Raw genomic sequence first — 16783 nt, 5'->3', positions numbered from 1 at the left:
CCCGCTCTGTGAGCGGGATTTCTTTTTTTTATACCAATTTCCTAAGCGCCATCATAATCCCCGTATGGGTTCCTTCATGATAATTATTAAAATTTAAGGCATCTTGAACATTACGAAGTGTAAATCCCATACTTGTGGTGTATTCGTTATACTCTACAAAAAGACCGCTTTCAAAATCCTTCTCTGTTTTTTCTAATGTTGATAAAAGAAGTTCTTTTATTTCATCAACCTCAGCCTGCGAAACATCTGCTTCCGGTTTGGTTCCTTTTCGGTATTTTGAAATAAATTCATCCGAAACTACTGCCGGAATTCCGGATAATTTGTAAACTAAGGACTGCTGTGCCGCAATACAATGTGCTGCATTCCAAATAATGTTGTTATTAAATCCTTCGGGAATTTTGTTCAGTTGTTCTAGTGAGTGGCTGTCTAAAATTTTCAAAAGAATTTCTCTAATGGTTTTCTGTACATCAAAAACTGAATTCATAATTTATTTTTTTCTAAAATTAGGCAATTTTAAGATTCAAATGGATTTTCTTTGCATTCTAACAAATTGATAAAATAATGAATAAAATATATCACTTATCGTCTTGCGACACTTGCCGTAAAATCATCAAAAGCCTTCCTGAAAACAATCTTGTTTTACACGACATCAAGCAAAATCCTATTACAGAAGCTGAACTGGAAGAAATGCATAAACTAGCTGGAAGTTACGAAGCTTTGTTTAGTAAAAAAGCACAATTATATAAGTCAATGGGTCTTAAAGACCAATCTTTAACCGAAGCTGATTTTAAAAAATACATTTTAGAACATTATACCTTCTTAAGCCGTCCAGTTTTTATTATCGACGGAAAAATTTACATTGGCAACAGCCAAAAAAATGTTGAAGCAGTTATTGAGGCTTTGAGTTAATATATTTCCTGCGAATTACACGAATTTCTGCCAATCAGCTTCAACTGAAACCCTTTGTGAAGCAATTTTGTAAAGGCAGATTTGTGCAATTCGCGGCCAAAAAAACTTCTAACAACCAAGATTTCACAGATTACTGAATTACAGCGCAACACTGCAACTTTTTATTTATCTTTGCGCCTTTATACTCAATTATATGATACAATCTATGACAGGGTTTGGCAAAGCTTCTTTGCAATTGCCTACAAAAAAAATTACCGTTGAAGTAAAATCTCTAAACAGTAAAGGTTTAGATCTAAACGTAAGAATGCCGTCTGTTTACCGCGAAATGGAATTAGGTTTACGAACTCAAATTTCTACCAGACTCGAAAGAGGAAAAATTGATTTTGCAATTTACGTAGAAAGCACTGCCGAGCAGACTTCAACCAAAGTAAACGTACCTGTTGTAAAAAGCTACATCGCTCAATTAAGAGAGGTTTACGCAGATGCCGATGAAACTGAATTAATGAAAATGGCTGTTCGCATGCCGGATACCTTAAAAACGGAACGCGAAGAAATCGACGAAAATGACTGGGAGCAGATTCAGGTTATTATTGATGAAGCCTTGCAGAATATTTTAAATTTCAGAAAAGACGAAGGCGAATCTCTGGAAAAAGAATTCAATTTAAGAATTGGCAACATCCGCCAATATATGACAGACGCACTGGCCCTGGATCCGGAACGAGTTCAGGCGATAAAAGAACGTCTGCACACTGCCATTTCAGAATTACAAGTTAACGTTGATGAAAATCGTTTCGAGCAGGAATTGATCTATTATTTAGAAAAACTGGATATAACCGAAGAAAAAGTACGCTTAACGAATCATTTAGATTATTTCCTAGAAACTTTAAAGGGTTCTGAAGCCAACGGTAGAAAACTTGGCTTTATCACTCAGGAAATGGGTCGCGAAATCAACACTATGGGGTCAAAATCCAATCATGCTCAAATGCAGAAATTGGTGGTTTTGATGAAAGATGAATTAGAGAAGATTAAAGAACAGGTATTAAACGTCTTGTAATAGCTATAAGCAATAAGCTTTAAGCTATAGGCAATTAAAGAGACTTCGAATAAAAGCTTAAGGCGTATTGCCTAAAGCCTAAAGCACACACAATGAACAAAGGAAAATTAATTGTTTTTTCAGCACCTTCCGGATCAGGAAAAACAACTATCGTAAAACATTTATTAGGTCAGGAAGATTTAAATCTTGAATTTTCGATTTCGGCAGCATCGCGTGCGCCGCGTGGTGAAGAAGTACACGGAAAAGATTATTATTTCATTTCGTTGGAAGAATTCAAAAAACACATTAAAGCTGAAGATTTCCTGGAATGGGAAGAAGTATATCGTGATAACTTCTACGGAACTTTAAAATCAGAGATTGAAAGAATCTGGGCTTTAGGAAAAAATGTCATTTTTGATATTGACGTAGTTGGCGGTCTTCGTATTAAACATAAATTTCCTGAAGAAACTTTAGCGGTTTTCGTGAAACCTCCAAGTGTTGACGAATTAAAACGCAGATTAAAACAACGTTCTACAGAAAGCGAAGACAAGATCAATATGCGTATCGCAAAAGCTTCTGTAGAATTGGCGACAGCGCCTCAGTTTGATGTAATTATCAAAAATTATGATTTAGAAGTTGCCCTTGAAGAAGCTCATCAATTGGTAAAAGATTTTATTTCTAAGTAGTAATTGGTGAATAGTAATTAGTCATTAGCTTAAAAGGCAAGTATGATAAAGTCTTATAAAGATTTATTGGTTTGGCAAAAAGGAGTTAAAATAGTTTCTTTAGTTTATCAGTTAGTAAAATCATTTCCTCCTGAAGAATTATATGCTTTAACGAGTCAGTTAAAAAGAGCTTCTGTTTCGATCCCATCGAATATAGCAGAAGGCTATGGACGAAATACCGATAAATCTTTTAGTCATTTTCTAAACATATCGCGAGGTTCATTGTTCGAAATCGAGACACAATTACTAATTGCCAATGATCTTGGCTTTATAAACAATCAAGCTCTTTATAAAGAAATTTTAAATCAAATTGAAGAAGAATCAAAAATGATTAACGCTTTTTCAAAAACACTAAAAAACTAATAACCAATCACTAGTCACCAATCACTAGTTACCAAAAACTATGAAAATAGGTCTTTATTTCGGAACTTATAATCCTATACATGTTGGTCATTTAATCATTGCCAATCACATGGCAGAATATGCCGATTTAGATCAGATTTGGATGGTGGTTACGCCTCATAATCCGTTAAAGAAAAAATCGACTTTATTAGACGATCAACAGCGGCTGCAAATGGTTTTTCTGGCAACAGAAGATTACCCGAAGATAAAACCGTCTGATATTGAGTTTAAATTACCTCAGCCGAGTTATACCGTTATCACGCTCGCACATTTACAGGAGAAATATCCAAATCATGAGTTTTCGTTAATTATGGGCGAAGACAATCTGAAAACGCTTCATAAATGGAAAAACTACGAAGTGATTCTGGAAAATCATGATATTTATGTATATCCTAGAATTTCTGATGAACCTGAAAATGTAGAGTTAAAATCGCATCCAAAAATTCATGTGATCGATGCGCCTATTGTAGAGATTTCTTCGACTTTTATTCGAAACAATATTAAAGAAGGCAAAAATATTCAGCCATTACTTCCTCCGAAGGTTTGGGAATATATTGATCATAATAATTTTTATAAGAAGTAAAAAAATTGAATTGCCTCCAGTTAAAACTGGAGGCAATTCATCCTAATTATACACAATCTTGTCATTCCGAGGAACGAGGAATCACACTAGAATTTCCGCACAGGAATTTTCCAATCTTTATAGAGTTCCTAGTGTGATTTCTCCTTCGTCGAAATGACAAAAGAACCCAATAAAAAAGCCTGAATTTAAAATTCAGGCTTTCTATTTATAATTAAGCTTCGATATTTACGTCGCTTTTTACTCTTGTTCTAATTTCACTCAGCGATTGATCAACTAAAAGTTTTCCATCTCTGAAAACTTCCTTCAATTCGCCTTGTTTTTCTTCTTCCCAAGAAACATTATCTGTCAAATGATACTTCCCGTTGATTAAATCAATTTTCATCAATCCTTTAGCCGATTTTTTAGTTCCGTCATCTGTAATAGGATCTTTGAAGATGGCTCTTCCCTCTCCGTTTACTTCTCCGTATGTTGCTTTCATCGCAAAACCGAAAGTATCTCTGGTGTTGTATTGATATGTGAAAGATCCGATTCCTAAAACAACGTTTGTAGAAGCAAATCCTTTTTCTTTTAATCTTTCGCAGATTTGAGTTGCTCTTGCTACAGTAATACTATCTCCGTAAATAGCTCCGATTTGCGGAACCAATTCTTTAAACCCTTTAGCATTTGTAGTTCCACCGAAAACATCCCAAAGTAATTCGATAACACCTTTTTTCTCCTGCTCTGTTTTTCCGTTTGGATTTCCGCAAATAATATCTACAGGGTCACCACTGTCAGGACGAATTACCACTTTACCTTCTCTTGAAACGATTTCTTCTTTTAATCTTGGAAGATAATCCGTTAGAACTTTCCATAAATCCCAAGTATCCGAAACTATAGAAACGATTCCTTTTGGATAAACTTCTGTAATTAATCTTTTGAAAGTCTCGTACTCGCCTTCTGTAGTTCCCATGCACATAACAGAATGTTCTGTTGCTGCTACGGAACCTGCCACCAATTCCTGATCTGAATTGGCATTGTAATATTCTTCTAAGAAATCAATTGCCGGAATGGTATCTGATCCTGTAAAGCTTAATAAATGTCCGGCTGCAGAAGTTAAAGAAGCTTCAATTCCGCCCATTCCTCTCATTGAGAAATCGTGTGCCTGCCAGTCTACGAATTCCGGAACAGAAGAAGTTTCTGTTGCGAACTTATCCAGCACTTTTCTATATTCTTTTGCAATGGTTGCTGAGTTACATGGGAGCCAGATTACCGCAGAAAGTAAGGTTTCAAAATAATTTGTCAGCCAGAAAAATTCCGGAATCGTATTGTACATCGTAAACATTGGAACTCGCAACGGAACGCTCGCTCCTTCTGGCAAAGCTTTAAACACCATCGGAATATATCCTAAATCGTGTAAATCTTCGATATGTTTTGTTCCAACTAGGTTTTCACCTAAATAATTGTTGATTCTGCGGGAATATTTTTTTATTACTTCTTCCTTCGGCTTTTTGAAGAATTCCTCTTCAAAGTCGTGAATGATATATTTTTTGATGAAATACTGCAGCCCAAAAAAGATTACCTCATCAACTGTTTCAATTCTCGATTTTCTTGGTGTCCAGTTAGAATATACGATAGTCGTTCCGTCCGGATATTGTCTTCTGTGGTCAACTTTGTAACCATCGGTTAATAATAGTGGGTTCATATTTAGGTTTTTATATTCTATTTGAAAGGCGTTCTGCCAAATCTTTTATATCATTTGTTCTCACTAACTTGTCAATCCATTTTTTCGGAATAGCATCAATTCCGTAATACATTCCTGCCAGTCCTCCTGCAATTGCTCCGGTTGTATCTGTATCTTCTCCTAAGTTAACTGCTTTTAAAACGGTTTCTTCGTAAGAATCAGAATTTAAAAAACACCAAAAACTCGCTTCTAAACTATGAAGCACATAACCCGAAGATTGAATATCGGTTTCTTCATATTTTGAAATATCATTTTTTAGAATCTTATCGAACAATCCAATCTCTCGAGGATTAAAACTTTTACCTTGCAGAAATTCAGAAAGAACAAACTGCATGTTTTTATAAGCTTCGAATTTATCCTTATCTTTTAAAATTTCCAAACAATATACCATGTAAATAAAACAGGCAAATACCGATCTGAAATGTGCGTGCGTTATTGAGGAAACTTCTTTTACTTTTTGGTAAATCACTTCAATATCTTTTTCATTTTGAAGATAAAAAAGTAAAGGCAGAATACGCATTAAAGAACCATTTCCGTTATCACTTTCAGAAAAACCGCCGCATAAATCAGGCTGATGTCCTTTTGCAATATTAAGAACAGCATGTTGGGTTGCGATTCCAATATCAAAAACTCTTCCGTGTGGTGTCCATAAATTACCGCTGTACCATTTCACAAAATTCCTTGCGATGTCATTTAAATCATATCCTGAACATAAACTTTCTGCCAGACAAAAAGCAAGTGAACTATCGTCGCTCCACGTTCCTGCTGGCTGATGATGTGTTCCAAAACCAAACATATCAGTAACCGGATTTTGCTTTAAATAAGTTCTCGACTCAAATTCAACAGGAACTCCTAACGCATCACCAATTGCAAGACCAAACAAAGCTGATTCTATTTTATTCTTCATCATTTATTTCTTCCATTTTCGTTAGGATACAATGTCTGCACTACATCGCTCTGCCAGAATTCTTTTGTTTCAATCTCAATACAGGTTAATTTTCCATAAAAAGCCGCTCCGGTATCTATATTCCAGATATTACAGCCCTGCATTGGGATTTCTACATCGTAATGAAGCGTTGGCGTATGCCCGATATAAACTTCATTATAAAGCAATAATCTTTTTGGATACAAAAGAGAATCTTTTTGAATTCGCTTATCCATTGTCAGCGCCATTTCCCATAACGTTCTGTCCCACGAAAAATTGGTTTGATAATGCTCTTTTTCCGGTCCGTGCATTGATGAAAATCCGGCGTGAATGAAAAGATTATTGTTTTCATCTACAAAATAATCTTTCATTTGATTAAAAAAATCCAGATGTTTCTCTTTTGTCGAAAGTTCCATATTCTGATAACTTTCTATAGTCGATTTTCCGCCGTGCAAAAACCAGATGTCGTTTATGACATCTTTTTCTAACCATTCCTGACACCACGCATCGTGATTTCCTTTTATGAAAATGCATTCGTGCTTTTGGGATAACGCGATAAGAAACTCAATTACCTGTGCCGATTCGCTCCAGCCGTCTACATAATCGCCTAAAAAAATCAGCCGGTCATTTGCGGATACAGTAACTCGGGTAAGTAACTGAATCAAAGCTTTTAATCCGCCGTGAATATCTCCAAAAACTAATGTTCTTTTCATTTTAAAATTCAATGTATTTCGCCGGAACCTCATCTGTCAGCCAGACGTTGTTTTCGGATAAATAAAATTTATACCCGTCTCTGTGCATAGCGCCGCTTCTAACGGTTAAAATTTGAGGCACTCCTCTTCTGCTTCCTACTTTTGCGGCTGTTTCTTTGTCTTTACTCAAATGCACATGCTGACGGCTCATTTTTTTCAAACCTTCTTTACGAATGTTTTCCATAAATTTCCCAACCGTTCCGTGGTACAAATATTCTAAAGGTTCAGTTTCTTCCAGATTCAGTTCAACTGAAATGGAATGTCCCTGACTTGCACGAATTTTGCTTTTATCTTCATTATAAGCAAAACGTTTTTTATCGTTATTTTCTACAACGTAATCCAAAAGTTCGGCCGTCATTTGATTCTGGCTTCCTTTTTTATTGCATTTTATAATTAATTCGGCAACATCTGCCCATCCGTTTTCGTCTAATTTTAATCCGATAGTTTCAGGCGAATGTCTAAGCACCAGACTCAAAAATTTGCTGACGCTTTTTGCTGTTTTTTCATTCATCTTTTCTATGTAAGTCTTAATTTTTTATTCAATTTTTCATCTTTAAAAAGAAAAGGCTTCTCCGCCGGAATCAGCAGATTGTCCAATTCTTTCTTTTGAACAAATTCATATTGTTCTTTTACAAAATCCGAAATATCTTCGATTAACAGAATATCTTCTTTTGCATACGATCTTGTAAATTCATCGCGTAAACCAATCTGAATGGCTCTTCTGTCCAGTTTTCCTCCGTAAGGATCGTGATCCGGATCCCATTGTAATCGAACTGAAGACGATTTTACCTGCGACTGCCATTCTTCGTAACTCACTTCCAGTTCTGCAGCGTAAGAGGAATAAACGGCATTTTGAAGGTATTTTTCGAATGCTTCTCTTTTGAGATGGATTGCCAGAACAACTTCCTGACCTTCTTTTGTTCCCCAGCCATTTCTGTACATCATCCACAGAAAATTGGGTTTTATCCACGTCATTCGGTCAAGGCTGAAAGCACCTCCAAAAAACTGGTTCTTTACGGCAAACTCTCCTATTTCTTTGCGGTATGACTGATATACTATTATTTTTTCATCGTCATACTGAGCCATTATATGATAACCCGTTTGAGGCCATTCTTGTAATTGCTCATCATATTTTTTTAATTCTATTTTCATTTTATTAGAACACAACAACTTGATTGTGTTTACTTTAATTGTTTCTTTGTGGTTTAAAAATCGTAAACCACAACTTCTATATCCTGATCAGACAGGGTTTTAAGAATAATCGGCTCGATCATTTCCCATTTTCCGCCGGCTAATCCGCATCCAATTCTGGGCATGTGAACGGATGCATTGTTTGTTTTTGCAAAATCAGAAACTACTTTTAGTCCTTCTTCAATTGCATTGTAACGAATTGGAGCGCCGCCGTTTTCATCTTTATTGATTTTATGCTGCCCGATTAAATTCGCCACCCATAAATCTTCTTCAACCTGAACAAACTGTACTTTTCCTAATTCGAAATCATTTTTAGATTTGAACCATTCGCGATATTGCTTTTCTGGTTCTTTCCATCTTTTTGAAATTGCCATTACAAATCCTTTTCCCCATCCGCCAATGTCATTGCAAACGTGAACTATTATTTTGTTTTGTAATGTTTGAGGAGATGTTGCATCGCCTTTTATATATTGAATGTCTTTCATTTTTTTATTTGTTTTAATTCAAACGTTCCTCCGGAATATTTACAAAATACTTTTATAAATCTGATAATTTTCATCATCAAAGCAGACAAATATGACCTTTTCTATTTCTGAAATTCTTTCAAACTCCTTTACTGCTTTTACCGCAATCTCTGCTGCTTTGTCTTTGGGAAAATGATAAATTCCCGTACTGATATTTGGAAAAGCAATTGTTTTTATTCCGTTTTCGACAGCAAGTTTTAAACTGTTTTGATAACAATCTGCCAGAAGTTTCGATTTTTCATTTTTATCACCATTCCAAACCGGACCAACTGTATGAATAACATATTTAGAAGGCAGATATCCGCCTGTTGTAATAACAGCTTCTCCTGTTTTACAGCCGCCTTGTTTGTTGCGGATTTGAATGCATTCGTCCAAAATTCCTTTTCCTCCTTTACGATGAATCGCTCCATCTACACCACCGCCTCCAAGCAAAGAAGTATTCGCTGCATTTACAATTGCATCAACCTGAATTTCTGTAATATCCGCTTTTAGTAATTCTAAAATCATTTTCTAAAACTATCTAATTTGTCATTAAGTTCTTTATTTTCACTTCTCAAAGAATGGTCTGTAAAGTGAACATTTATAATCTCAATTCCGTTGACTATATTAGAATTAAAATCAGACAAATCTTCTGAAGGAATCCAAAGCTCATTATGGTTTTTATCGCCAACATTTTGAATTTCATATTTTTCAAGAAAATCTGTTTTCACTTCAAAAGTCGTCACTATTCCAATAAATCCGGAAAATTCATCAACGGTATTCCATTCAAAAGCAATCTGGTCAGCATACTGCTGATTCGTTACCGGATAAAAAATAGGCTGCCATTCTAATCTTGGCGGAAATGCTTTGTAACCGGAATCTGCAATTAATTCCATTTCTTTCAATCCAACCGGACGGTATAATCTTGTTGTTTCCATAATCATTTATCTTAATTCATCCCGAACTTCCATCAACGCAAAACCTAAAAGATTTAATCCTTTCCAGGCTTCCGGGTTTAAAACATCTTTATGATCGCCCGCCATTCCAATTCCCCAGATTGGATCTACGGGACTTGCTTCGACAATAACTCGTTCTTTCGTGTTTAGTAAGAAGGTTTTCAAATCAGCATTTTGACTGAATTTGTGAAAGTTTCCTTGTTTTACAATTTCGTATCGGTTTTCTAACCAGATTTTATCGTTGTAATTTTTAACTTCTCTACCCAATTTCTTTGCTTCTGCAGGAGAATCGGCTTCGAGGATTTTTTCTAAAATTTCCTGATCGTTGAATAATTCTGCTTTCTTCGCCATCATCCAATGTTCTGCGGTTTTATAAGTTACTTTATCAACTTTAAAAGAACTTAACCACCATTGGCTGAAACAGGTTTTGGTAATTTTACCGCTTTTGTCAGGCTGATGTCCCCAGAAAAATAAAAATTTACTTTCCGTAGCTATGGTATCTATATTGTATTTCATTTTTCTGTTTATTGAAACAAAGAAGTAATGATTTTGAAATCTTTTGAATCGGGTGAAAATGATCCGTAGATTTCATTGAATTCTGTTGTGAGACTTTCGAACTCATAATCCTGCTCCAGCTGATCCATACAAGTTACAACCAAATTTCGTTTTGCCATTGGGCTGTAGGCTGCATCGAGTTTTAGAGCATAATTAAGAAGCTCGTAATTCAGACTTCCAAAACGTAAATGTTTTTGATATTCGTTAAAAACACAGGTTTCTTCTTCGTTGTTTTTTAATTTAATTTCTCCTTCGTTTGCCATCCAGCCGTGTCCGTGGCGGGTTGAATAACTTCGGGTTACGTAATAAACGGCTACATCTTCAATCTTTAGTTTATTACAAATTTCAATCGCATTTTTTGAAGTGGTATTAGCATACGTAACATTCGGGAAAACGCCGTGATCCATATCGAGCAGAATTCCCTGACTGCCTTCAAAAATGAGATTTTCGTATTTTAAAAGAAACGTATAATCGACAATATTCCATTTTAGTTTGTCGATTGCTTCCAGATATAGATTTACTTCTTCGTCGATTCCGTTTTCGTTTAAAAAACCATAATAATAGGCGATTTGGTTTAGTTTTTCTAAAAGCATTTCGCGGGGCGCAATCAAATCGATGGCAAACAATTTATACGGACCTTCATTTCTTTTCATAGTTGAACCAATGCCTTTTCCGCAGGTTCCGTTTTCAATGTTTCGCACATTTCCTCTGTTGTGCCAGACATCAAAAGGAGTGGTAACTTTTGCTAAAGGATGAATATACAAATCCAGATTAGCTTCTTTTTCTTTTAATTCTTCTCTTTCGTTATAAAGAAAAAGCGGATGAATCGTACAATGCTCGCTGTAATACGACGGAAGTCCACGAAGTGCACCGCTTGCAAAACTTGAATGCACGTGTTTTCTATCGCCGATCATAACGGTGTGCGCTGCTTGTTGTCCTCCCGAAAAGCGAATAACTATAGATTCAGGGTTTTGTTTTGCCAGAAAATCTGTTGTTATGCCTTTTCCTTCATCACCAAATCCTAAACCTATAACTATTTTCGCTGTTTTCATTTTACTAAATTGTTGGTCAATTATTTTTAACACATAGAATCATAGCTTATTGGAATCTTGAAAAAGGCGTTTCACTTGTTTCAATTCACATAACTATGTGTTAGAAACTGGTTTCTTTCTTTATTCTTTCAGAATCAAAAGAAAAATCTATGTCTCTATGTGTTTAAAAATTAAAGCATTTCTATATTATCCAAACTGCTGTCACTTGCACCAGAAACTGGTATTGTCCCTAAACCAGAACCTTTATGTTTATCGCAGATGATCTTTTTAATTACGTTTGGAATTTCTCTGTGATCTTCGATAGACAAACAGTTTTGTCCTAGTAATTCTTTCCACTCAACATCAGCATTGATTGCTTGTCCTGAATGCAATACACTGATATGATATACATCGTATCTTTTTTGCGCTTCTGCTAATAATTCAAGATGCGTATAAGTCTGTTGTCCCTGACCCATAATTTCTTTAATTGCCGAAGCTGGAAGTGTTTTTAAACCTGGTTCATCGCCCACTGTAAACAACAATCCTTTTTGTCCTCTTTTTTCAAATGCATCGGTTCTGGTATGAAAAGCTGCAAAATACCACGCTAAAAGATAACTTTCGCCTGCGTTTCCTCCGCCTCCGCCTTCGATGTAGGTTCTTGTTAACCACATATCCAGTTCTTCGTCGCCAGATTCAAACTGGCCTACCTGAAGCGGATATCTGTCGCATTCGTGATCGCCGATTCCTAAGAATAAAAGTGCCGGATCCGGAACGCCTCCCTGAATAATGCCGCCCATTAATTTTGGAAGTCCGTCTTTTATCAATTCGTGTGGAATATGCCCCATACTTCCTGTAACGTCCAGTCCTAGAATAATCGGAACGGTGTTTGGATGAACATCTGAATCTCTTGCTTCTCTAAAAAGCACTCCGTTTGGATTCATAGATTCATGTGCCATCCGTAATGCATTCTGTGTAAAAATCTCACCAGCTGATTTGCTGGCATAACCTACTTTTTTTGCTCTGCTTTCGCGAGCTCCGAAATCATATCTTGTACCTCCCATGATTAATATTTTTTACCAAATAAATATTCAAATCTCTTTTTTGTAACCTCAAACTGGATGTTTAAATTTCTGATGGTCAGCGAAAGTTCCATGTCTTTTTGAACAAAAGCTTCCGGCTGAAAATCGGCAAAAGTCAAACTGTTTTTATCCAGCGGACTAATATCAATTAATCCTTCTTGTTCTCTTTCGAGTCTTTTGATTTTTAATTCGATGTCTTCGACTCTTCTTCTGTAAATTAATTCAGAATCTTCACCAATTACTTTGGCTCTGTCTTCTCTTATCTGATCATTGTTTCTTTTTAAAGATTCAATAAATCTTGGTTTTAAATCGTCGCTCATAATTTTGGTTTATTTTGTTTCACGTTTTTCTTTGTTTCACGTTTCAGGTTGTGCACAAACTTGAAACCTGGAACTTTAAACTTGAAACAGTTAATAGATTTTTGTTTCAGGTTTTTCTTGTTTCAAGTTTCAGGTTGTTTACTGAACTTGAAATTTGGTTTTAAACTTGAAACGGTTAATAGTTTTTTTTTCAGGTTTTCTCTGTTTCCGGTTCATTACAGTAACTTGAAACCTGAAACCTGAAACATTTCAACTTATTGAAATACGTCTTCGAAATCTTTTAAATTCGATTTCTTTTCAGAATTGCTAAATATGGCAAACACTATTTTTTTAAAGGCGCCTGCATATTTTTCGTCGATAACTTTTTTGAACAAACGAGCCACATCTTTGGGTTCATTTCTAAAAACACCGCAGCCCCAGGCTCCCAAAATCAATGTATCACTTTTTTGTTTTAGCGCAATTGCGAATACTTTATCTATTCTTGCTTTTAAAATCTCGTCTGCTTTGGCAATTTCTTCTTTTCTGTTGTGCTGCAGCATTGCGCCTTTGTTGGGTGCAGGTGCCGTAATCACATCTGCGATAAGTGGTTTTTCAAAATAATGTCCGTTATCATCATTCCAAAACAAAACATTCGGACTATAAATCATGTAATCTGAATACAAAAACGAAGATTGGTTTTTGTTAAAATCGTACATCGTTTTATCTTTGATCTGTGTTTCATAAAGGTTTGAAGATCTGGCCAGACTTTCTTCCTGAGCCGAAGCGCCGCCTAAAAATCCGCCTCCGGGATTTTTTGCAGAAGCGAAGTTCAAAACACAGATTTTTCCGTTTTTCTCCTGAACAACTGCTTCAATTGTCGAACAATTTTTTACAACAATTTCTGTTTCAAACTTATTTTCAATTGGTGCTTTTAAAATTGTGTCCCAATCGTCCGGTGCAATTGTAAATGTATTTTCTTTAGATTCTTTGAGTTCTTTTTCTAGTGTAATCTTGTTTCCTTTGTATTCATAAAAACCATTTTTTATGATTTCTAAGGTCTTATCTGCTATTTCTATTCTGTTATTTTTATTCATAATTCAAATTTTATGACTTCGACGTTTTCGTCATCAAAGTCTTTAAAAGAATTCGTGGTAAATATTTTGTCGAAACAATCTAAAACCTCAAATCCTTTATTAAAAATACCGTGGCTTACAGCTAAGTATAATTTTCCGGCATTTTTCTTTTTTAATTCTTCTGCTAATCCTACGAAAGTTCCTCCTCCGTCGCAGATATCATCTACTATTAAACAATCTATTCCCTGCAAATCGTCATTGTAAACTTTAAAACCAGATAATTTTCCGGTTTTTACATCTCGGCTTTTACTGCATTCTACAACCTCAACACCTCCTAAAAACTCAGATACTTTGTAGATTTTCTTTAAAGCACCGCCATCCGGAGAAATCAGTTTTACATTTTCGCCTATTCTGTTTAAAACATCTTTAATGAAACTATAGTTCGGAATTACGGTACAATTGTTCAATAAAGCCGGAGTTACTTCAGAATGTGCATCAAAAACAAATACTTTGTTCAACTGCATCGCATTTATAATATCGGCATATACTTTTACAGACAACGGTTCGCCCGGAATCATAACACGATCTTGTCTCGCAGCCGGAAAATACGGAATAAAAAGATCTATAATTTTAACGTCCATTCTGCGTAAAGCATCGACTGTAATACACAACAAACCTAAATCGTTGAATGAGTTTAATCTGTGTGTAATCGTTACTTTTCTGTTGGTATCAAAATCCGGAACAATTTTGATGTGCGGTTCTCCTCCTGAAAAAGTAAAACTTTGAAATTTAATTTCGTCCTGATTTTGAAAAGGAGCGAATTTTGGGTCGAGATTTAGTATCATAGCATTTAGGTTTGCGTTAATTATACGCAAATGTAGAATTTATTTTTAAATAAACAATTTATTTTGTGTAAAAATTACGCAAACTTTATTTCGAAGTGAAAGCCTTCTTTCACTAATGAATTATATTTCAGCTTATTAAACCTAAAAAGCTTTGCTGGTCTTCCGTTTTTTACCGGTGCAATTTTTTCTGTTTGTTCTAAAATACCGTAACTCAGTATTTTTTTCCTAAAGTTTCTTCGGTCGATTTCTTTTTCCAGAATGGTGCAATACAAGTTTTCGAGATCCGAAAATAGAAACTCATCCGGAAGCAAATCGAAACCAATTGGTTCATACGTCAGTTTTGCTTTCAATCGCGTAATGGCTTTTTTAAGAATCAAATTATGATCGAATGCCAAAGACGGAATTTCATCAATTTTAAACCATTGTACTCTTTCGGCATCTGTATCGGCTCTAATTTCTAAATTGGAAGCGTCAACCAAAGCATAATAAGCAACAGAAATTACACGGTTTCTGGAATCCCTGAAAATATCATCTCCAAAAGTGTATAATTGTTCCATGAAATTAAGCTGTACATTGGTTTCTTCGTGCAGTTCGCGGATAACGGCATCACTCAATGATTCATCATTCTGCACCAAACCGCCCGGCAATGCCCAGTATTTATCGGCAGAACCAAACTTTTGTTCAATCAATAATACATACAATCCGTTGTTTTTATAACCAAAAACAATCGCATCAACGGCTATTCTAATATTTTGTAATTTTTCCATAATTCATAATCCTGTTTAACAAATATAAATAATGAGAGCCAATTTTATAATCGAATGTTTTTTGATTATAAAACTGGCTCTTAAGAAATATCTTTTTTGGTTTTTCTAATTGACCGTAATGGTTCTTTTTTTAGTATTAGTACATTCAGAAGAATTTCCTTCTGTAGTTGTAACTTCGGCCGTGACTACAAAAGTATCTGCTGTACTATAAGTATGGGAAACTGAGATACCGATTGCAGATTGTCCGTCGCCAAAATTCCATTTTACATTACTTAATGTTCTGGTGCTTCCGCTGTATTCCAGTGAAAAATTAATTTTCTTTGAATTGGATGCATCAACAGGATGTTTCAGCTCCATAAATAAAGAGTCGCCTACACAATCCACTATATGCTCCTCTTCACTTTTGCTACAAGAAGTAATGATGAAAAATGTCATAGCAAACATTAAAGTAATAGTAATCTTTTTCATAATTGGAATTTTTAGCGGTTTGTACAACCAAAAATAGGGAAAAATTACTACAATCTATTACCGAAAAACAATTTAAGTTCTTTAGAAATCGTATCAAAAAACGAATTGGCATTATTGTTTTTTGAAGTTAACAGATAAACAAATTGTTCGGGTACATGAAAACTGTTCCACATCAGCTGCAATTTATTTTCCTTAATCAGTTTTCTGGCATTACAGTTCCAGGTTACGGCCACTCCTTCATTTTTTGATAATAGGCGCAGCATTTCAGATTCTGATGGAATAATATAATTGGGCACCATCGATGGCCTTTTTTTATTAAAAGCATGGAGCCAGAATAATTTTATGTGCGGAATTCTTGCGTCATGGCTGTACCATTTTTGTTCATTGAGCCATTGTTCAATTTCGGTATAATTATCGGCTTTTAATTTCTGGCGGAATTCGGTTATGTCAAGACTTGTTGGTGCGACCATGATCAATTTGATTTTACCCACAATTTCATAAACCGTATCAAATGTTTCGTACCCTTTTGTTACGATGGCAAAATCAAGTTTCTTCGAGTCGACCAATTCAAAAAGCGCATCATTTTCGGCAAAAGTAAAATCGATTAAATCAAACTTTGAAATCAAAAGATTGCCAATACAGCTAAAAAGATGCTGCGATATGCCGACAGAAATTAAGCGGTTAGCATCTTCGGCTTTTGTCCTGAAAGTGGTTTCGACATTTTCGAGACGGTCCAGCGCATCTATTATCAAATTATTCAGTAACTTAGCATACTCGGTGGGTTCTACCCCTTTTGATTTCCTGTTAAATAGTTTATTTCCCACATGAGCTTCGAGCATAGAAATCTGCTGACTAACGGCAGGCTGACTCATAAAAAGCTCTTTTGCCGCCACCGAAAAATTTCCGTTTTTATAAACTGCCTTAAATGTTCTGTACCATTCTAAATTGACCATGACATAAATTTATT

General features: G+C 35.4%; 23 protein-coding genes. 5 read left to right on the top strand and 18 right to left on the bottom strand.

What is annotated here, in order from left to right:
* Positions 1-28: 28 nt before the first annotated feature.
* Complete coding sequence (locus OZP11_RS15930) at positions 29-484, bottom strand: DinB family protein (protein WP_281231544.1); 456 nt, start codon at positions 482-484, stop codon at positions 29-31.
* Between the two features lie 77 nt (positions 485-561).
* On the opposite strand from OZP11_RS15930, the gene OZP11_RS15925 reads away from it, so the two are divergent.
* The 5 genes from OZP11_RS15925 to nadD all read left to right on the top strand — a co-directional run bounded on the left by OZP11_RS15925 (position 562) and on the right by nadD (position 3652).
* A complete protein-coding gene (locus OZP11_RS15925; RefSeq protein ID WP_281231543.1) occupies positions 562-909 on the top strand; it encodes an arsenate reductase family protein in 348 nt (115 codons plus the stop codon).
* A gap of 193 nt (positions 910-1102) precedes the next feature.
* The gene (locus OZP11_RS15920) at positions 1103-1963 is read left to right on the top strand and encodes a YicC/YloC family endoribonuclease (protein ID WP_281231542.1); all 861 of its coding nucleotides are present in this window, start codon (positions 1103-1105) and stop codon (positions 1961-1963) included.
* Between the two features lie 92 nt (positions 1964-2055).
* Positions 2056-2628, top strand: a complete 573-nt coding sequence (gene gmk, locus OZP11_RS15915; RefSeq protein ID WP_125718070.1) for a guanylate kinase — start codon at positions 2056-2058, stop codon at positions 2626-2628.
* 42 nt (positions 2629-2670) lie between these two features.
* Positions 2671-3030, top strand: coding sequence for a four helix bundle protein (locus OZP11_RS15910; protein ID WP_281231541.1), 360 nt, complete (start codon positions 2671-2673; stop codon positions 3028-3030).
* A 40-nt stretch (positions 3031-3070) separates the two neighbouring features.
* Positions 3071-3652, top strand: coding sequence for a nicotinate (nicotinamide) nucleotide adenylyltransferase (gene nadD / locus OZP11_RS15905; RefSeq protein WP_281231540.1), 582 nt, complete (start codon positions 3071-3073; stop codon positions 3650-3652).
* A gap of 211 nt (positions 3653-3863) precedes the next feature.
* Here nadD and OZP11_RS15900 read toward each other — a convergent pair whose 3' ends face one another.
* The 17 genes from OZP11_RS15900 to OZP11_RS15820 all read right to left on the bottom strand — a co-directional run bounded on the left by OZP11_RS15900 (position 3864) and on the right by OZP11_RS15820 (position 16769).
* Positions 3864-5333, bottom strand: coding sequence for a nicotinate phosphoribosyltransferase (locus OZP11_RS15900; RefSeq protein ID WP_281231539.1), 1470 nt, complete (start codon positions 5331-5333; stop codon positions 3864-3866).
* A 10-nt stretch (positions 5334-5343) separates the two neighbouring features.
* Positions 5344-6282, bottom strand: coding sequence for an ADP-ribosylglycohydrolase family protein (locus tag OZP11_RS15895; RefSeq protein ID WP_349293766.1), 939 nt, complete (start codon positions 6280-6282; stop codon positions 5344-5346).
* Positions 6279-7010 (bottom strand): metallophosphoesterase family protein, encoded by a 732-nt coding sequence (locus tag OZP11_RS15890; protein ID WP_281231538.1) that lies wholly within the window; start codon positions 7008-7010, stop codon positions 6279-6281. The genes OZP11_RS15895 and OZP11_RS15890 overlap by 4 nt, the downstream gene beginning before the upstream one ends.
* 1 nt (position 7011) lies before the next feature.
* Entirely contained in the window at positions 7012-7560 is a 549-nt protein-coding gene (locus tag OZP11_RS15885) for an RNA 2'-phosphotransferase (protein WP_281231537.1), read from the bottom strand.
* A gap of 5 nt (positions 7561-7565) precedes the next feature.
* Positions 7566-8201, bottom strand: coding sequence for a DUF4291 domain-containing protein (locus tag OZP11_RS15880; protein WP_281231536.1), 636 nt, complete (start codon positions 8199-8201; stop codon positions 7566-7568).
* 53 nt (positions 8202-8254) lie between these two features.
* The gene (locus OZP11_RS15875) at positions 8255-8725 is read right to left on the bottom strand and encodes a macro domain-containing protein (protein WP_281231535.1); all 471 of its coding nucleotides are present in this window, start codon (positions 8723-8725) and stop codon (positions 8255-8257) included.
* Positions 8726-8764: 39 nt separating this feature from the next.
* Positions 8765-9271, bottom strand: a complete 507-nt coding sequence (locus tag OZP11_RS15870; RefSeq protein ID WP_281231534.1) for an O-acetyl-ADP-ribose deacetylase — start codon at positions 9269-9271, stop codon at positions 8765-8767.
* Positions 9268-9681, bottom strand: a complete 414-nt coding sequence (locus OZP11_RS15865) for an ADP-ribosylation/crystallin J1 (protein ID WP_281231533.1) — start codon at positions 9679-9681, stop codon at positions 9268-9270. Before OZP11_RS15865 ends, OZP11_RS15870 begins: the two co-directional genes overlap by 4 nt.
* A gap of 6 nt (positions 9682-9687) precedes the next feature.
* A complete protein-coding gene (gene ybiA / locus OZP11_RS15860; RefSeq protein WP_281231532.1) occupies positions 9688-10215 on the bottom strand; it encodes a riboflavin biosynthesis intermediates N-glycosidase in 528 nt (175 codons plus the stop codon).
* Positions 10216-10223: 8 nt separating this feature from the next.
* A complete protein-coding gene (locus tag OZP11_RS15855) occupies positions 10224-11306 on the bottom strand; it encodes an adenylosuccinate synthetase (RefSeq protein WP_281231531.1) in 1083 nt (360 codons plus the stop codon).
* A gap of 170 nt (positions 11307-11476) precedes the next feature.
* Complete coding sequence (locus tag OZP11_RS15850) at positions 11477-12346, bottom strand: hypothetical protein (RefSeq protein ID WP_281231530.1); 870 nt, start codon at positions 12344-12346, stop codon at positions 11477-11479.
* Between the two features lie 2 nt (positions 12347-12348).
* Positions 12349-12684, bottom strand: coding sequence for a hypothetical protein (locus OZP11_RS15845; protein ID WP_095928446.1), 336 nt, complete (start codon positions 12682-12684; stop codon positions 12349-12351).
* A gap of 254 nt (positions 12685-12938) precedes the next feature.
* Entirely contained in the window at positions 12939-13757 is an 819-nt protein-coding gene (locus OZP11_RS15840; RefSeq protein ID WP_281231529.1) for a TIGR02452 family protein, read from the bottom strand.
* The gene (gene prs, locus OZP11_RS15835) at positions 13754-14581 is read right to left on the bottom strand and encodes a ribose-phosphate diphosphokinase (protein ID WP_281231528.1); all 828 of its coding nucleotides are present in this window, start codon (positions 14579-14581) and stop codon (positions 13754-13756) included. Before prs ends, OZP11_RS15840 begins: the two co-directional genes overlap by 4 nt.
* 74 nt (positions 14582-14655) lie before the next feature.
* Positions 14656-15348, bottom strand: a complete 693-nt coding sequence (locus OZP11_RS15830; protein ID WP_281231526.1) for an NUDIX hydrolase — start codon at positions 15346-15348, stop codon at positions 14656-14658.
* Between the two features lie 105 nt (positions 15349-15453).
* Positions 15454-15816 (bottom strand): PKD domain-containing protein, encoded by a 363-nt coding sequence (locus OZP11_RS15825; RefSeq protein WP_281231525.1) that lies wholly within the window; start codon positions 15814-15816, stop codon positions 15454-15456.
* Between the two features lie 47 nt (positions 15817-15863).
* A complete protein-coding gene (locus tag OZP11_RS15820) occupies positions 15864-16769 on the bottom strand; it encodes a LysR family transcriptional regulator (protein WP_281231524.1) in 906 nt (301 codons plus the stop codon).
* Positions 16770-16783 lie beyond the last annotated feature (14 nt).

The organism is Flavobacterium gelatinilyticum (assembly GCF_027111295.1).
GTDB lineage: Bacteria > Bacteroidota > Bacteroidia > Flavobacteriales > Flavobacteriaceae > Flavobacterium > Flavobacterium gelatinilyticum.
Note: the sequence above shows the minus strand (reverse complement) of the source record. Positions and strands in the feature narration are given on the sequence as shown.

What these genes read in the sequence shown, in the direction of transcription:
- OZP11_RS15930 (WP_281231544.1), bottom strand. Translation starts at nt 484, where the DNA reads ATGAATTCAGTTTTTGATGTACAGAAAACCATTAGAGAAATTCTTTTG.
- OZP11_RS15885 (WP_281231537.1), bottom strand. Translation starts at nt 7,560, where the DNA reads ATGAATGAAAAAACAGCAAAAAGCGTCAGCAAATTTTTGAGTCTGGTG.
- OZP11_RS15925 (WP_281231543.1), top strand. Translation starts at nt 562, where the DNA reads ATGAATAAAATATATCACTTATCGTCTTGCGACACTTGCCGTAAAATC.
- OZP11_RS15830 (WP_281231526.1), bottom strand. Translation starts at nt 15,348, where the DNA reads ATGGAAAAATTACAAAATATTAGAATAGCCGTTGATGCGATTGTTTTT.
- OZP11_RS15820 (WP_281231524.1), bottom strand. Translation starts at nt 16,769, where the DNA reads ATGGTCAATTTAGAATGGTACAGAACATTTAAGGCAGTTTATAAAAAC.
- OZP11_RS15900 (WP_281231539.1), bottom strand. Translation starts at nt 5,333, where the DNA reads ATGAACCCACTATTATTAACCGATGGTTACAAAGTTGACCACAGAAGA.
- OZP11_RS15865 (WP_281231533.1), bottom strand. Translation starts at nt 9,681, where the DNA reads ATGGAAACAACAAGATTATACCGTCCGGTTGGATTGAAAGAAATGGAA.
- OZP11_RS15890 (WP_281231538.1), bottom strand. Translation starts at nt 7,010, where the DNA reads ATGAAAAGAACATTAGTTTTTGGAGATATTCACGGCGGATTAAAAGCT.
- OZP11_RS15920 (WP_281231542.1), top strand. Translation starts at nt 1,103, where the DNA reads ATGATACAATCTATGACAGGGTTTGGCAAAGCTTCTTTGCAATTGCCT.
- OZP11_RS15870 (WP_281231534.1), bottom strand. Translation starts at nt 9,271, where the DNA reads ATGATTTTAGAATTACTAAAAGCGGATATTACAGAAATTCAGGTTGAT.
- OZP11_RS15825 (WP_281231525.1), bottom strand. Translation starts at nt 15,816, where the DNA reads ATGAAAAAGATTACTATTACTTTAATGTTTGCTATGACATTTTTCATC.
- gmk (WP_125718070.1), top strand. Translation starts at nt 2,056, where the DNA reads ATGAACAAAGGAAAATTAATTGTTTTTTCAGCACCTTCCGGATCAGGA.
- prs (WP_281231528.1), bottom strand. Translation starts at nt 14,581, where the DNA reads ATGATACTAAATCTCGACCCAAAATTCGCTCCTTTTCAAAATCAGGAC.
- OZP11_RS15840 (WP_281231529.1), bottom strand. Translation starts at nt 13,757, where the DNA reads ATGAATAAAAATAACAGAATAGAAATAGCAGATAAGACCTTAGAAATC.
- OZP11_RS15845 (WP_095928446.1), bottom strand. Translation starts at nt 12,684, where the DNA reads ATGAGCGACGATTTAAAACCAAGATTTATTGAATCTTTAAAAAGAAAC.
- OZP11_RS15855 (WP_281231531.1), bottom strand. Translation starts at nt 11,306, where the DNA reads ATGAAAACAGCGAAAATAGTTATAGGTTTAGGATTTGGTGATGAAGGA.
- OZP11_RS15880 (WP_281231536.1), bottom strand. Translation starts at nt 8,201, where the DNA reads ATGAAAATAGAATTAAAAAAATATGATGAGCAATTACAAGAATGGCCT.
- OZP11_RS15850 (WP_281231530.1), bottom strand. Translation starts at nt 12,346, where the DNA reads ATGGGAGGTACAAGATATGATTTCGGAGCTCGCGAAAGCAGAGCAAAA.
- OZP11_RS15895 (WP_349293766.1), bottom strand. Translation starts at nt 6,282, where the DNA reads ATGATGAAGAATAAAATAGAATCAGCTTTGTTTGGTCTTGCAATTGGT.
- nadD (WP_281231540.1), top strand. Translation starts at nt 3,071, where the DNA reads ATGAAAATAGGTCTTTATTTCGGAACTTATAATCCTATACATGTTGGT.
- ybiA (WP_281231532.1), bottom strand. Translation starts at nt 10,215, where the DNA reads ATGAAATACAATATAGATACCATAGCTACGGAAAGTAAATTTTTATTT.
- OZP11_RS15875 (WP_281231535.1), bottom strand. Translation starts at nt 8,725, where the DNA reads ATGAAAGACATTCAATATATAAAAGGCGATGCAACATCTCCTCAAACA.
- OZP11_RS15910 (WP_281231541.1), top strand. Translation starts at nt 2,671, where the DNA reads ATGATAAAGTCTTATAAAGATTTATTGGTTTGGCAAAAAGGAGTTAAA.